This window comes from Patescibacteria group bacterium (assembly GCA_041665345.1).
Lineage (GTDB): Bacteria > Patescibacteriota > Patescibacteriia > PEXW01 > PEXW01 > JBAYJA01.
Genome location: JBAYJA010000001.1, coordinates 383,680 through 397,733, shown reverse-complemented (window position 1 = coordinate 397,733; position 14,054 = coordinate 383,680). Strand labels below are relative to the sequence as shown.

The window sequence follows — 14,054 nt, the reverse complement described above, 5'->3', positions numbered from 1 at the left end:
AGCCCTCTGGAAGAATTTCCAGAGGGCTACAAAGTTCATAATAAACGAATCAAAGAGCAGGACTCTAAGGGACTGAGATGCAAGTGCTAACTTGCGAGCAGACCAGCAGGACGATCGGCATCCCAGTTGCCGCCGCCGACCCAACCGTCGCTCCAGCGCCAGGAACCGTCAACGCGCCGAACCAGATAGAGGACGCAACGGTTACCGCGCGGGCTCTGCAGAATGGTGTTCCAGCCCGAAAGGAATTTGATACCCTTCGTCTCGTCGAGCCAGCGGAGGGTGACTTGGCCTTTCTCCTCGTACAATGCCTGGCAATCGGCCGCGTCCAGCTGGAGTTTCACGTCGGCTGGACTCGCCTTGATGCGGCGGAGGCGCTCTTCGCCATTGATGGAGGACTCACCTTTTTTAAGGTAGTCCTTGGTCACGATCTGACTGGCATCCAGGATGCCATCATTTCTGGGTTGCAGCACCTCAATGACCTTCCAGCCTGCGCCAATGAACTTTTTGGGGTTGAAGGGTTTACGCTGGAGGAGGTGGGGTTGGGTGTCGATCAGGTGGACTTCTACGTGCCGCTGGAAAACATCGAACAAGTCCTGTCCTAACGAGGCGTCGCCTAAAGCTGCTTGCACTGCATCCGAGGGCAAGTTGGATGCATGCTTGACAAGCTTTGCCCGAAAAATTTCAACCACACGGTTAATCTGACCGTCGGTCATTTTGGATGTGGTCATGGAAGAACCCATGTCGTCATCCTTTCTTTTTTTCGTTGTCCGATGCCGTCGGAACCGCGGTTGAAGGTCTGCCCTGCCATTCGACGGGGTCTTCGACCTTATTTATCAAGGTATTTGTTAACAAAAGAGTACACAGGAAATATCGGAAAAGTCAATACCTAATTTGGCTAAAGTTAGCCAAAAAGCCTTAGGTTAGCCACATTTTCGACATTTGCCTGGCTTTGCAAGATTGGGTATAGTGATTTGGACAAGCGGGCGGATTCCTCTCATTAATCCGTCATCATTTTATGCCTAAAAAAGCTATAACAAAAAAGAACTCTGTATTACAGGCTGTCCAAAAGCTATCAAAAACTATGGATAGCCGGTTTCGAGATATTACTGTCACAATGGATACCCGGTTCACCGAAGTCCACGAAGCAATTCTTACCATGGCTGACCTTATGGTCACTAAAGACTACCTTGAGGAACGGCTGCAGAAGCTCCAGACAACTATGGTAACCAAGGAATACCTCAAAGACTACATTGATCACCGCCTGGGACAATTCGAAACGCGCATGGTCACCAAAGACTACCTGGACCAGAAAATTGGTAGCCTGCGTGGTGACCTGGTAGTTATGACCCGCCGACCAGACCAAAAGGTGGATACCCTGTTGGGTGTCCTACATAAGAAACACCTTATTACGGATACTGACGTGCAGCGGGTGAACTCGGCTTCGCGCTAGGGCTGATGCACTAACTTGCCAGAAGCTGAAGCCTCTACTCCGAAAAAACGTCCTGCGTATACGGGACGTTTTGCTATGTCGCATTTGACCTGAAAGAGAACGGTTACTTTACGACCCAGCGTCTTTTCCGCTATACTCGTGGCCTGAGGATTGAAGCGCCTACCAAGCGTTTGCCCCACCTGGGGTGCGAATCATCGCCTAACTCCGTAGAATGAAGTGTCCTCCGAAGCTTCCGAGCGTAGGAGGAAATATCGGGTGGAACCTTCACGCAGTCCCTGAGCTTGTCGAAGGGCTACGATGAACCCGAAGCAGCAATGCTTTGGTTTCTTTGCAATTCTTACCCTTCACCCATATGGCAAACGAAAAAAATCTGGAAAACCTTCGCCACTCCCTGGCCCACCTGCTGGCTGCCAGCGTGCTGGAACTCATGCCTGACGCAAAGCTTGGTGTAGGACCCACAATTGCGCAGGGTTTCTACTACGACTTCCTCCTCCCCCGCCCCCTCACTCCGCAAGATTTACCCAAACTGGAAAAAATGATGCGGAAGAAAATCGGCCAAGGGTTGGGATTCAAACGGGAAGAACTTTCGGAAAAGCAAGCACGGGAAAAATTCAGTAACCAACCATTCAAATTGGAACTCATCCACGATTTGGTCACCAAAGGCACCACGGTCTTTGACGAACTGCAAAATGACGGGAGCAAAGGCCAAGCAACCATTACCTCGTACACCACTGGCTCATTCGTCGACCTCTGCCGGGGCGGGCACGTGGAATCTACCCGTGAGATCTCCGCTGATGCATTTACCCTCACCCACTTGGCTGGCGCCTACTGGCGTGGAGATGAAAAGAACCCCATGCTCACCCGGATCTACGGTGCAGCCTTTGCCACCAAAGCTGAGCTGGATGCATACCTGAAGCTGCAGGAAGAGATCAAGAAGCGAGACCACCGGGTGCTTGGGCCGGCGCTGGACTTGTTCACCTTCTCCGATTTAGTAGGGAGTGGCTTGCCGCTGTGGACGCCCAAGGGCACGCTGCTGCGCGACCTGCTGGACTCCTACGTCTGGGAATTGCGCCAAGCTGCCGGGTACGAGCGCGTAGACATTCCTCACATTTCCAAAAAAGACCTCTTTGAAAAGAGCGGGCATTGGCAGAAATTCAAGGACGAACTGTTCCACATCACCTCACGGGAAGGGCACACCTTTGCCATGAAGCCCATGAACTGCCCGCACCACACGCAAATCTACGCTCGCAAGCAGTTCTCCTACCGCGAACTGCCACAGCGCTACGCTTCCACCACCAAAGTCTACCGAGACGAGCAGAGCGGTGAACTTGCCGGGCTGTCCCGCGTGCGGTCCATTACCCAAGATGACGCACACGTCTTCTGCCGTGAATCACAGGTAGAAGCCGAGTGCAAAACCATCTGGGGCATTGTAAAGAAGTTCTACAGTGCCGCCGGGTTCAGCTTGGATGTTCGCTTGTCCTTGCATGACCCCAAGCACCCAGAGAAATACTTGGGTGACGTGCAGCGCTGGGCCAAGGCAGAAACGACTTTACGAAAAATCGTCCGCAGTATGAAAGCACAGGCAACGGAAGCACCGGGGGAAGCCGCCTTCTACGGACCCAAGGTAGACTTCATGGCCAAAGATTCTCTAGGCCGAGAATGGCAAGTAGCCACAATCCAACTGGACATGAACTTGCCGGAGCGGTTTGACCTGGACTGCATTAATGAGCAGGGCGAGCATGAACGGATTGTGATGATCCACGCCGCCATTATGGGTTCCTTGGAGCGGTACATTTCCATTCTCATTGAGCACTTCGCCGGAGCCTTCCCGCTGTGGCTGGCGCCTGTGCACGTGGCGATTATCCCAGTGGGTCTGAAGCACCAGAAAGCCTGCGCCAAGCTGGGAAAGGAACTCCAGGCCGCAGGACTGCGGGTGGATGTGGGCCTGGCTGATCAGAGTGTGGGCAAGAGTATCCGGGAAGCCGAGAAGCAGAAAATCCCGTACATGCTGGTGATTGGTGACAAAGAAGTTGGCTCAACCAAACTGCACGTCCGAGTTCGTGGAAAGCAAAAACTGCAAGTCATTTCCAAGAAGCCCTTCTTGGCTTACCTCCTGAAGAAAATCACTCAGCGGAAACGCTGAATCTTGGCGGGAAAAAGAACAGCCCAACCGCCAGTTTTTGGCTTGCGGCTGACCTGACGCCAAAGCCGCGCAAATTCTCCCCAGTGCATAAGAATATTCTTTCCATTCCACGGATCGTGCAGGAGAAGCTGATCTGCGTGCGTACCCACAGCAACCGCATAATGGTGTACCTGCTCTTTGGGTTCCATGAAGCGGACCAGAACCGGGCCATGGTGCAGCCATTTGCGTAGCTGGGGAACCGATAGCTTTGCCTCTACCTTAAACGCAAAACCCAATGCCCGCAACGCATGCAGGATATGGGTACGGGTTGTGCCTATCTGGGAATTTGTCTGTAACAGCTGGTACAGTGCGCGCTGAGACTGCTTTTGCCCTTGCCAAGCCAAAAGCATTTGCACGCAAGCAGGACCACAGGAGTCTTCCCGCTCCTGATGCCGGTACGGCACCAGGAGCGCCCAGCGCGTCCAGATGCGAAGCTGCTTAGTTTGAGAACCCACCCGCGTAGATGGCGTACCCCATGACCACTCCCAGGGTGATGAGCGCGACTGTTCCAAGGGCAATCCCAACTTTAGTGCCAGTGGCGAGTCTCGCCGTCTTCATTATTGTTTCTCCCATATACTTTAGAAATTAGTGGCGAGATCACAGCGGAGCGCTGTGCCCTTCACTGTCGTCGTGAGACGTTCCAAAACTTTTACCGGTGTCAGACTTGCCTGCTTCGTGAGCACCAAGGCGCTGCAGCCACTGGCGTACGCAGCACTGATGGACGTCCCCTGGCTGGAGGTGCTAACTCCTGGCGCAACGACGGTTGCGCCCGTGTTGGAGTACTTTGCCACTGCGGTGCCATCCAAAGCACCAACAAGCAAACCTGCGGCTACCTTTCCTTGCACGGTCGTGGAGCTCTTCGCGCTGTCATTTCCAGCTGCGAAGACCGAAACAGTGCCTCGCGCTTGCGCGTACACCGCAACATCGCTCAGAAGCGTGCAGGTTCCCTTGCCGCTGGCGCTGATGTTGGCGACGTCAGCACCTTGCTGCGTGGCGTAGATGAGCCCGCGCGCGACCGACAAGCAGGTACCCATACCCGACCGATCTAATACTGCGACCGGCAGAATTTGTGCTTTTGGTGCGACTTGGAGAATCGCCGTAGCGACCGTGGTACCGTGCCCATTGGTATCCATCGTGGAGCCACCAGCCACCAAGGTATTCCAACCGTACGCATCATCAACGTACCCGTTCTTATCGTCGTCCTTCTTATTACCGGGGATATCCTTTGTGGTCACAGCAGCTGCTTTCAGCACCGTGCCACTGGTTTTCACGCCCGTATCCAGCACGGCAACCGAGGCTTCTGGGGTTCCCACGGGTGCGAGAACTTGGTTGAAACGCTGCACCAGGATCACCACGTCCGTAATATTCACCGCGCCATCGCCGCTGACGTCACCGCGGAGCAGTGGGTCTGGTGCAGGGCCGCCGGCAAAAATGTAGGCAATGAGGTACTGCGCGTCAGCCATTGTCACTTGTCCGTCTCGGTTTGCATCACCGGTCATGTACTGCAGAACGCCTTGTTGCGTCAGCGCATTGGTGATTGCGACAACATCACTAATGTTCACCTTACCATCACCGTTCACGTCAGCCGTACTCATATTGGCAGGCGCAGGACCACCAGCAAAAATGTATGCCAAAAGGTAATCCACATCACCAAAATTCACCTTGCCGTCACCATTCACGTCAGGCAATGGCTTTGATGCGCCGTCAACATTCAGAAGCTGGGGCAAGTAGTAGGCGTCTACAATATTGGCTTTCCCATCTCGATTCACATCCAATTGTGCGTCTGTCTGCTTGGCAATCAACGCTGCAGTAAGCGCTTCAATATCCTTGCTGTCCACCGCGCCATCTTTGTTGGCATCACCGTAGAGCACGGGCAGGTCAGCTGGATTATTGGCCAGAATATCTAGAAGGTTGACCAAGGCAACAACGTCGCTAATATTGACTATCCCGTTGCCATCAATGTCACCAGCTTCCATAGGCACCGGCGCGGAGCCATTGTTGAAAATGTAATCAATGATGTACTGTGCATCATCCAAATTCCGTGCACCATTGTTGTTTGCATCACCTAACAAAAATTCCGTCCCTGCACCATTGGTGTTTACTTTATTGTAATCAGCAAGGGGTGCTGCGGCTAGCTGAATGCAGTTCGTCAGCGCCACAGCATCACTTATGGTAATGCGGCCATCGTTATCAATATCCGCTTTCGTGGTGTCAGGAGCAGCCCCGCCACTGAAAATGTAGTCAACAATAACGGATGGATCTTTCGCGTCAACCTGGCCATCATTGTTCAGGTCTGCAACCTGGCAGCGGTTTTTCTGGCTCGCAGAAATCAGATTGGTTAGTGTTACACCGTCGGAAATGTTCACCAGTCCATCACTATTCAAATCCGCGCGGGCCAAGGGGCTGGGCGCTGCCGCGCCTTGGAATATGTAATTGAGAAGAGCGGTGACATCCTGGCTGTTCACTCGGTTCGATGCATCAACATCACCCAGGAGGTACCCAGGATCACCATCTGTGGGCGTGTCGGTTGCAGGAATTGTGTCGCCAAGTACTGCAGAACGTCCATTGGTTTGCGTTGTCGCAACTGGATTTTGGAGTAAGGCAACCAATGCAACCGCGTCGCTAATATTCACCTTGCCATCACTATTGACGTCAGCGCAAGGCAGACCAGCCAGCGTTGCACCTTGGAAGATGTAATCAGAAATTGCTGTGACGTCTGCGAGGTCAACTTTTCCATCTGCGTTTGCGTCACCCCGGGTGCAAGCAGCAACAGGAGCCGCGGGATGGGTTTGCACGTACACCCCGTACCCCACGAGATCGGAAACGTTCACCTGTCCATCAGCAGAGTAGTCTGCGCTTGCCAAGGGAACTGGCGCCGCACCATTGCTGAAGATGTACCGCTGCAGGAAGTGCACGTCATCCATGTTCACTTTCGCATCGCTAGTCAAATCATTTGGCGCGGACATAGTGGCAACCAAGGACTGCACCATCTGCACAACGTCGCTGATATTCAGCAAACCGTCTGCATTCATATCTGCCCCAGTGCGATTCGTTGGTGCGGCACCACCATTGAAGATGTACTGCACCATCACTTCTGGGTCAGCCCAGGTCAGGCCACCATCGCCATTTGCATCGCCTTGCACCCCATAGGCGTTTGTCTGCGCATCACTTACTCCCAACGTCTGCAAGGCTGAGGTAACCCGTGGATCGCTGGCCAAGGCTGCAATACCCATGGCACCATTTGCGTCTGCGGTAATACCTGCTGCTTTCAACACCGCAATGGCTGAAGGAACGTTCACCCGCGTCCCGGTGAGAGTAATAATGCTGTACTGTTGTAGCGTTGCATATGCAGTCTTCGCAGCGGCTGTCTCAACTTTGCTTGCTCGGTTCGCTGCCAATACGGTGCTTGCTTCCTTGGCTGGAACTACGGGCGTCATGCGCTGCACTTTCACGGTGCAGTTGTAACTGACGTCCACCTGCTTATTCACTCTTCGCCACCCTTGGCGCACGCGCACTGTCTCCGTTCGCGTGCATTGCACAGGCTTTTTCAGGGCGGCATTCACAGCCGATAGCCGTTGCTTGTCTGTTAATTTTGCATCTGCAAATTTCACCAAGAGAATATTCCCTTCATACCCCGCAGGCGACGTCACCGCCGCAACTTTCTTGACTTCAAACACTCGCTTAGGCAAAGACTGAATGACCAAAGCGGCCAGCAAAACGCCAGCACTCACCGTGGCGGCCACAGTCATGAGGAGGAGCGACGACCGAACAACCGTGTTCGTTGGGGTCTGCGTGCGAACGGCGGTTGCGCGCTTCTGCGGCGCTGGATTGACTGGTTCTGGCATATGCCTGGGGGTTAGGAAATGGTGAAGGAAAAAATGAAAAAAGCCGACGGCACAGCGTCGGAGTTCTTAGATCCGGAAACGATACTGAAGTGGTTGCATGGTACCCTTCAAGTGATTCTGCATGATTTCTCCGCTTTTTTTGATATTCTAAGGATATTGTACCATAGTTTGACAAAAAAAGCAAATCATACTCCAATCACTCTATGCCCTACCCACCCATCATCGCAGTTGTTGGCCCCACCGCCTCAGGAAAATCCAGCCTGGCTATTCGCCTAGCCACAAAACTCCGTGGTGAGATTGTGTCTGCTGATTCAAGGCAGGTGTACCGTGGAATGGATATTGGCACTGGGAAGGTAACAAAGGCTGAACAGCGACTTGTCCCCCACCACCTGCTGGATGTTGCAAATCCAAAGCAGGTATTCACGGTGGCTGATTTTGTTCGTAATGGAAATCGAAAGCTCAAAGAAATCTACCAACGGGGTAACATTCCCGTGGTTGTTGGCGGGACAGGCTTTTGGATTGACTCGCTACTCAACGGACAAACCCTACCATCGGTTCCACCAAATCCTGTTCTTAGAAAAAAGTTAGCGAAATGGACCACGCAAGCGCTGGTGCGCACGTTACAGAAGCTCGATCCTGAACGTGCAAAAAATATTGATACAAAAAATCGCGTACGGTTGATCCGCGCCCTGGAGATTGTCATGCAAACGGGTAAGCCAGTGCCTCAGCAAAAGCAAACTCGAGTATACAATGTACTGTGGTTGGGAATTGATCCTGGCAAAGGAAAGCTCCACAAGAATATTCACCGGCGCTTACACGCACGCTTCAAGCAAGGGATGGTGGCGGAAGTGAAAAAACTGCTCAAAGCTGGCGTACCTAAAAAACGTTTACTCGATTTAGGCTTGGAGTACCGCTACATTACCCTCTTCCTCCAAGGCAATCTGACGAAGCATGAGATGGTGAAAAAATTGGAGCATGAAATTCAGCATTATGCCAAACGCCAGCGAACCTGGTTCAAGCGGAACCAGGAGATCCACTGGATCCACTCCCCCGTCCAGGCTTTGCGGTTGGTAAAAGTGTGGATGAAAAAACAGGGTATCAAATGACACCCTGTTGCAGGAAACAATTTTTTGAATCATTTCCTACGCACTGTTACTAATCTTGATTATCTCCGTAGCGATACTCATGGAAGTACGCTTCGGCTTTGTTGGAGTTTTTGCTTTTGGAAGTCGCGATGAAATTTTTTTACGCAGATCCGGAACTAACAATTGCAAATTACGCAATTCGTCTGGGGTAAGCTTGTAATTCCGTAACAGGTGGGCCGCGGCACTTTTTTTGTACCCCGGTGCACACTGAATGACATCCCATAGCAAGCTCTTACTTGGCTGAAGCTCTCGCAGTCGTCGCCAACCACCCGGTAATTTCCCTTTAGCATCGTAGATAAGCAGCTGCGCAACTTCATAGCTGTTTAAATGATATTCCCACAACACTGACATACCTACTTTGCGCAGACTAGGTTCGTCATTGACAAGGTTAACGAGTCTCCGCTTAGGGAAATTGGGTGGGATATGCTTCCACACCTCAGCTCGCATTGGCGAACACCCGCGGATAATCAACCACCATTCAAGATTGGATAGCTGATGATTTCCTGTGAGTCGATCCCAAACTTCCTGCCGAAAAGCAAGTTTGCTATCAAACCTGATGAGTAACTGAACGAGATTTCTTCTTGTGCACTTCGGCTGGAGCAATTTCCACGCCGCAGTGAATAAACTTGGTACATTTGCCATAACAACGGACATGGCTTGATACCAAGTATAACGCGACTTCGCGTTACCTGCATTTTGCCCAAGCGCTGCCTGGATTGCTTGAACATAATAATTCCAAGCTCTCTGACGCAAAGCAGGTACTCCAGCCATGACTTGCACAATGGGATACAGCGAATGTGGCCGCTCTGTCGCAACCCGCTTCAATAATTCCGCCCAGAGCTGGTCAAGCTGTTCAGCTTTCTGTTTATGCACACTTCCTCCTTTGCAGCCATTTTGCTGCGTTTTTCAATATTTCTTTTTCACATTGACTTTTCTTTTAGCAACAAAACTTAACGTAAACCTTTGTCTATGTCAAGACCAAGGCTCCCCCCTTCTTCTCACGGACTTTAGTCCGGTTTGATTGCTTCAAGCAAGCATCCCTATCTTCACATGACTATGGCGGAACGCGACTAAAGTCGCCAAGAAGTTACAGGGTAATCCCCAACTTCCCCGCAATAAGCTCACGGAGAATAGCTGGGTCAGCCTTGCCTTTGCTGAGCTTCATCACCTGGCCAATGAGGAACTGGGCTTTGGCAATTTTGCCGGCTTTGATATCAGCTACAATCTCAGTTTGCTCGCGCAGCACTTGGTCAACCAGGACAACCAGGTCTTTGGGATCGCTCACCTGGTGCAAGCCACCAGCTTCCAAAATGTGGTGCGGGTCTTCACCCGTATTCGCCATAGTTGCAAGCACTGTCTGCGCGGTGGTCGTGTTCATCCGGCGCTCCACGAGCATGACAATAAACTCTGCGTAGTCTTCAGGTGAAATGTGTAACTGGCTAAATTCTTGGTTCTTCTCCGACAGCGTCGCGAACAAGCGGGTGGTCACCCAATTCGCTGCCTGGCGAATGACTTTGTGATTTGCTATCGTCCAGTCTTCCTCACTCATTTCTGCAGTTCCTTCCCGCGTGGAAAACCACTTCTGCAATTCGGAGACCACGCTCTCAAACCAATCGGCAACGTCCAAATTCTCCGTCAGCAGGGCGGCGTCCATTGGCGTCAGGGCGTACTGTTCTTGGAAGCGCTGCCGCTTTGCTCGGGGTAATTCCACAACATCCTTCAGGGTTGTTGTCAAAAATGCATCAGTCAGTTCAATTGCCGGAATGTCTGGTTCTGGGAAGTACCGGTAGTCATGGCTCGCTTCTTTTTCTCGCTGCAAGGTCGTGCTCCCCCGCCGCTCATCCCAACCACGAGTGGAATCCAACTTGGGTGGTTCGCCTTTTTCCCACAGCTCCGTTTGCCGGGTAATCTCGTACGCCAAGGCGCGCTCCACGTGGCGGAAGGAATTCAGGTTCTTCACTTCCGTCTTGGGGTAGTAGCCATGGGCACTGGGAGGAAAAGGCGCCTTGTCCAGTTCTTCTGGCACCGGCCGTAGGGAAATGTTTGCATCGCACCGCAAATGCCCCAGCTCCATATCTGCATCAGAAATACCCAAGGCGCGAGCAATGCGTTGCATTTCCTGTAGCAGAAGTTTTGCTTCTTGCGGCGTCGTCAGGCACGGCGTGGTGACAATTTCAAGCAATGGCGTACCTGCTCGGTTGAAATCTACCAGCACCTCACCTTCTGGGGTGTGGAGATTTTTTGCTGCATCTTCTTCCAGGTGTACCCGCTCAAATTGCACACGGCGCTCTTCCCCTTGCACATCCAGGAGTAAGTGACCCTGCTGACCAATGGGTTCGTCGAACTGCGAAATTTGGTACCCCTTGGGCAAGTCTGGATACGCGTAGTGCTTCCGGTCAAACTTGGTGATCATGGGGATTTTGAAATCCAGCGCTTGGGCAAACCGCACAGCAAACGCCAAAGCCTGCGCGTTTGGGACAGGTAAGGTACCAGGGTGGCCCAGGCAGATGGGGCAGACTGCACTGTTCGCTGGGACATTCGTATCCACATTTGCACACCGGCAAAACATTTTACTCTCCGTCTTCAGCTGAATGTGCATTTCCAAACCAATGATGGTTTCTAACTTCATACTTTGGTCAAGAAGTCGTTAATGTATCCCACGCTCTCCTGCTGCGTCTCCTGGAAAGTATCATTGGTGTCCAAAAATCCCACCACACTCCCCCGCTTCTGAAAGAGATTAATGAACCACGGGCTGCGGTAACGCTTATCGAGCTTGGCCAGGAACGCGCGCTTTTCAAAAATTGCCTTGTCCTGCTTCTTCGTTCGTGCTTGCAAGCGGCGCATGCAGACGTCGGGCGGGCAGACCGTGATTAACAGTAAGTCAGGCCGAAACTTAAGGGCAAACGCATTCCCTTCCAACTTCAGTAATTGTTGCAATGTCACCTTGCCTTGGGCTGGCTGGTAAGCAATGGATGAGGAAACGCCCCGTTCTTGCACGACTGTTTTCCCGGCTGCAAGTGCAGGGAGAATGACAGACTTGTAGAGAATGAGTCTGTCCAGACTAAAAGCTTCAGCGGTAACGTACCCCGAGTAGTCTCGACCATTGTCGTGCACAATCTCTTCCCGGATCACCCGGCCCACCCCGGCATGGGTTGGTTCAGCAGAAAGGAGCAAATCCGCATCCTGCCAATCAGCTGGCTGGGGCAATTTCCCAGACCCCTTGGCGTACGCGCGCACGTCAAATACCGTCAATTGCTTCTGCTTTGCCCAGGCACCGTAGGCATCCACCACCGTACCTTTGCCAGAGCCGTCAATGCCATCCACCATAATAAATGCGCCCCGTTTGACTTTGGTCATATGCTGTAGTGTAGCAGTCTCCTGGGCCTGGAAACAACCTTGACCTGATATACAAAAATGCTAAGGTACGGCCAGAAAACAAGTACCTGAACAACCCAAAGGAGAGCGCATGATTCTTGGTCTCATTGGCCTACCCGGCACAGGCAAGGGGACAATAGCGGAGATTTTGCGAAAAAAATTTGACGCAGAAGTCTACCTCATGTCAGACCCACTCTGGAAAATCCTCAAGGCGCTGCAGCTTGAACCAACCCGCGAACACGTTGCGGCGCTCAGCTTGTCCATAAAGCAAAATGGTGGTGAGTACTTTCTGGCTGAGGCACTACGCCTCCATGTGGCAACAGCCAAACCCCTACTCGTCATTGACGGCATTCGGCGCCTTGCAGATATTGCGCCAATACGGAGCCGACCAGATTTCCATCTCGTTGGAGTGCAAGCACCTTTCACCATGCGGCTAGAACGACTTCGGCGCCGGCGCCGAGACCCCATGGAAGGCAGGCTGACACCGAAAACCCTGCACCAACAGGATATGCACCCCAATGAAAGCGAGGTGCCAACACTCCTGTCCAAATGTGCGTACACGATTTTGAACAATGACACACGGCAACACCTGGAAAATTTGGTCAGCCACTACCTGAAGACGTTTCAGCAAAAAACCTAACCCAAAGGAGGAAATGTGATTATTGGACTAACAGGGCATTCTGCCTGCGGGAAAAGCATGTTCTGCAAAATTGCCGCGGAACAATTCGATGCTCAAATTCTTTCTGCCTCAACGCTACTGAGAAAAATCTTAGAGGAACGTGGTGAGCCGATCAGCCGCGGAACCCTCCAAGCCCTGGGAGCAAAAATCCACGACACCGAGGGGCCAACATCCATAATCTGCAGCCTTCTCCGGAAGGCTCGGGAGAGCCAGCTCACCGTCATTGATGCAGTGCGATATGCAGAGGAACTCACCTGGCTGGCTCAGCGACCAGACTTTGTGCTCGTTGGTTTGCAAACCCACCTTGCCATGCGCCTAGAACGCATACGGAGTAGAAACCGCGATGCTTCTGAAAGCAACCTGGGCGTGGATGACTTGCGACAGCAAGATAAACAGCCCACAGAAAGAGACATTCCCTTTCTGCTCTCCAGCGCAAGCGACATTATTGTGAATAACGGCACCGTAGCTGAGTTTACCGAAGAAGTACAGTCAGTTCTCCGACACATTCTCAAACGACATCGCGTAGCCTAGCGCCCCGAACTTTTCAAACTGCTCTTTTCCAAAAGGGCAGTTTTCTTTTACCTAGGCAAAGCCTGAGGAAAACAGTACTATATGGAGGTATGCACTCGCTGAATGACCACATGCAGGCGAAAAAAATCCGCTCCAAAAAATGGTGGAAAATTACCATAAAGATCCTCACGGTCTTTTTTGTTATCTGGGTGCTGAGCTTCATTTTCAGTGACGTGGTGCAAGTCCACGTGCTGGCCTGGACTCAACGCTACGGCTACCCCATTATTTTCCTGTGGATTGTGGCGGCGAATATTCTGGCTGGCCTGCCATCAAGCTTCCTTCCTATTGGCATTGGCTTAGCGGCATCACGCGGGGAATTTCAGCCTGCCATTTCCATTGCGATTATCACCATTGCTTCCATCCTCGGTGATGTTATTGCCTACGCGCTGGCTCGCCGATTCCGCCATACCTTCTTGGCGTGGCTTGGGGTTTCCGAAGATGACCCAGACTACCAAAAGGCCTACCACTACATTCAGCACGGCGGCAAGCGCTTGGTTTTTGTTACTCGATTTCTGTTCGCCGGCATCTTAGGTTTTGTGAACTACGCCGCAGGCATGCTAAAAATGCCGTTCTGGAGTTTCTTCTGGCTCGCACTGTTTGGAGAGATCATCTGGTCTTTCCTGTGGTTTGGCATTGGGTACTACCCCCTGGAACTAAAACCGTTCTTCCTGCAGTACTGGCCCTTTAGTATCCCCGTAGCCATTGGGCTCATTATTGGCTACGTCTACCTCCACCGATACTACAAACGTCAAAACCGCCACATCCTGAAAGTGGTATGGAGCGCGTTGATTGGTAAATTTGAATAGGA

Annotated in this window: 12 protein-coding genes; 6 read left to right on the top strand and 6 right to left on the bottom strand. The window is 52.1% G+C overall.

Annotated elements, in window-relative coordinates:
• Nucleotides 1-86: 86 nt before the first annotated feature.
• Nucleotides 87-728 carry a hypothetical protein gene (locus tag WCV85_02115; GenBank protein MFA6473649.1) on the bottom strand — a complete coding sequence of 214 codons (642 nt, stop codon included), beginning with the start codon at nucleotides 726-728 and terminating at the stop codon, nucleotides 87-89.
• Between the two features lie 353 nt (nucleotides 729-1,081).
• Here WCV85_02115 and WCV85_02110 point away from each other — a divergent pair, with 353 nt between their 5' ends.
• Both WCV85_02110 and thrS read left to right on the top strand, forming a co-directional pair.
• Nucleotides 1,082-1,450, top strand: a complete 369-nt coding sequence (locus tag WCV85_02110) for a hypothetical protein (GenBank protein ID MFA6473648.1) — start codon at nucleotides 1,082-1,084, stop codon at nucleotides 1,448-1,450.
• Between the two features lie 352 nt (nucleotides 1,451-1,802).
• Complete coding sequence (gene thrS / locus WCV85_02105) at nucleotides 1,803-3,593, top strand: threonine--tRNA ligase (protein ID MFA6473647.1); 1,791 nt, start codon at nucleotides 1,803-1,805, stop codon at nucleotides 3,591-3,593.
• On the opposite strand, the gene WCV85_02100 is transcribed toward thrS, so the two are convergent.
• Nucleotides 3,578-4,036 (bottom strand): papain-like cysteine protease family protein, encoded by a 459-nt coding sequence (locus WCV85_02100; GenBank protein MFA6473646.1) that lies wholly within the window; start codon nucleotides 4,034-4,036, stop codon nucleotides 3,578-3,580. The genes thrS and WCV85_02100 overlap by 16 nt on opposite strands.
• A 174-nt stretch (nucleotides 4,037-4,210) precedes the next feature.
• A complete protein-coding gene (locus tag WCV85_02095) occupies nucleotides 4,211-7,477 on the bottom strand; it encodes a dockerin type I domain-containing protein (GenBank protein MFA6473645.1) in 3,267 nt (1,088 codons plus the stop codon).
• A 203-nt stretch (nucleotides 7,478-7,680) separates the two neighbouring features.
• On the opposite strand from WCV85_02095, the gene miaA reads away from it, so the two are divergent.
• Nucleotides 7,681-8,583 carry a tRNA (adenosine(37)-N6)-dimethylallyltransferase MiaA gene (miaA, locus tag WCV85_02090; protein ID MFA6473644.1) on the top strand — a complete coding sequence of 301 codons (903 nt, stop codon included), beginning with the start codon at nucleotides 7,681-7,683 and terminating at the stop codon, nucleotides 8,581-8,583.
• Nucleotides 8,584-8,619: 36 nt separating this feature from the next.
• On the opposite strand, the gene WCV85_02085 is transcribed toward miaA, so the two are convergent.
• The 3 genes from WCV85_02085 to WCV85_02075 all read right to left on the bottom strand — a co-directional run bounded on the left by WCV85_02085 (nucleotide 8,620) and on the right by WCV85_02075 (nucleotide 11,979).
• Entirely contained in the window at nucleotides 8,620-9,495 is an 876-nt protein-coding gene (locus tag WCV85_02085) for a hypothetical protein (GenBank protein ID MFA6473643.1), read from the bottom strand.
• 214 nt (nucleotides 9,496-9,709) lie between these two features.
• Nucleotides 9,710-11,251 carry an Asp-tRNA(Asn)/Glu-tRNA(Gln) amidotransferase subunit GatB gene (gene gatB / locus WCV85_02080; GenBank protein ID MFA6473642.1) on the bottom strand — a complete coding sequence of 514 codons (1,542 nt, stop codon included), beginning with the start codon at nucleotides 11,249-11,251 and terminating at the stop codon, nucleotides 9,710-9,712.
• Nucleotides 11,248-11,979, bottom strand: a complete 732-nt coding sequence (locus WCV85_02075; GenBank protein MFA6473641.1) for a hypothetical protein — start codon at nucleotides 11,977-11,979, stop codon at nucleotides 11,248-11,250. Before WCV85_02075 ends, gatB begins: the two co-directional genes overlap by 4 nt.
• A gap of 109 nt (nucleotides 11,980-12,088) precedes the next feature.
• Here WCV85_02075 and WCV85_02070 point away from each other — a divergent pair, with 109 nt between their 5' ends.
• The 3 genes from WCV85_02070 (at nucleotide 12,089) to WCV85_02060 (ending at nucleotide 14,052) form a co-directional block, all read left to right on the top strand.
• Nucleotides 12,089-12,637 (top strand): AAA family ATPase, encoded by a 549-nt coding sequence (locus WCV85_02070; GenBank protein MFA6473640.1) that lies wholly within the window; start codon nucleotides 12,089-12,091, stop codon nucleotides 12,635-12,637.
• 15 nt (nucleotides 12,638-12,652) lie between these two features.
• Entirely contained in the window at nucleotides 12,653-13,207 is a 555-nt protein-coding gene (locus WCV85_02065; protein MFA6473639.1) for a hypothetical protein, read from the top strand.
• Nucleotides 13,208-13,296: 89 nt separating this feature from the next.
• Entirely contained in the window at nucleotides 13,297-14,052 is a 756-nt protein-coding gene (locus WCV85_02060; GenBank protein ID MFA6473638.1) for a VTT domain-containing protein, read from the top strand.
• Nucleotides 14,053-14,054: the final 2 nt, after the last annotated feature.

Excerpts from the sequence above, each read along its gene's own strand:
- WCV85_02115 (MFA6473649.1), bottom strand. The coding sequence starts at position 728 with ATGACCACATCCAAAATGACCGACGGTCAGATTAACCGTGTGGTTGAA.
- WCV85_02110 (MFA6473648.1), top strand. The coding sequence starts at position 1,082 with ATGGATAGCCGGTTTCGAGATATTACTGTCACAATGGATACCCGGTTC.
- thrS (MFA6473647.1), top strand. The coding sequence starts at position 1,803 with ATGGCAAACGAAAAAAATCTGGAAAACCTTCGCCACTCCCTGGCCCAC.
- WCV85_02095 (MFA6473645.1), bottom strand. The coding sequence starts at position 7,477 with ATGCCAGAACCAGTCAATCCAGCGCCGCAGAAGCGCGCAACCGCCGTT.
- miaA (MFA6473644.1), top strand. The coding sequence starts at position 7,681 with ATGCCCTACCCACCCATCATCGCAGTTGTTGGCCCCACCGCCTCAGGA.
- gatB (MFA6473642.1), bottom strand. The coding sequence starts at position 11,251 with ATGAAGTTAGAAACCATCATTGGTTTGGAAATGCACATTCAGCTGAAG.
- WCV85_02075 (MFA6473641.1), bottom strand. The coding sequence starts at position 11,979 with ATGACCAAAGTCAAACGGGGCGCATTTATTATGGTGGATGGCATTGAC.
- WCV85_02070 (MFA6473640.1), top strand. The coding sequence starts at position 12,089 with ATGATTCTTGGTCTCATTGGCCTACCCGGCACAGGCAAGGGGACAATA.
- WCV85_02060 (MFA6473638.1), top strand. The coding sequence starts at position 13,297 with ATGCACTCGCTGAATGACCACATGCAGGCGAAAAAAATCCGCTCCAAA.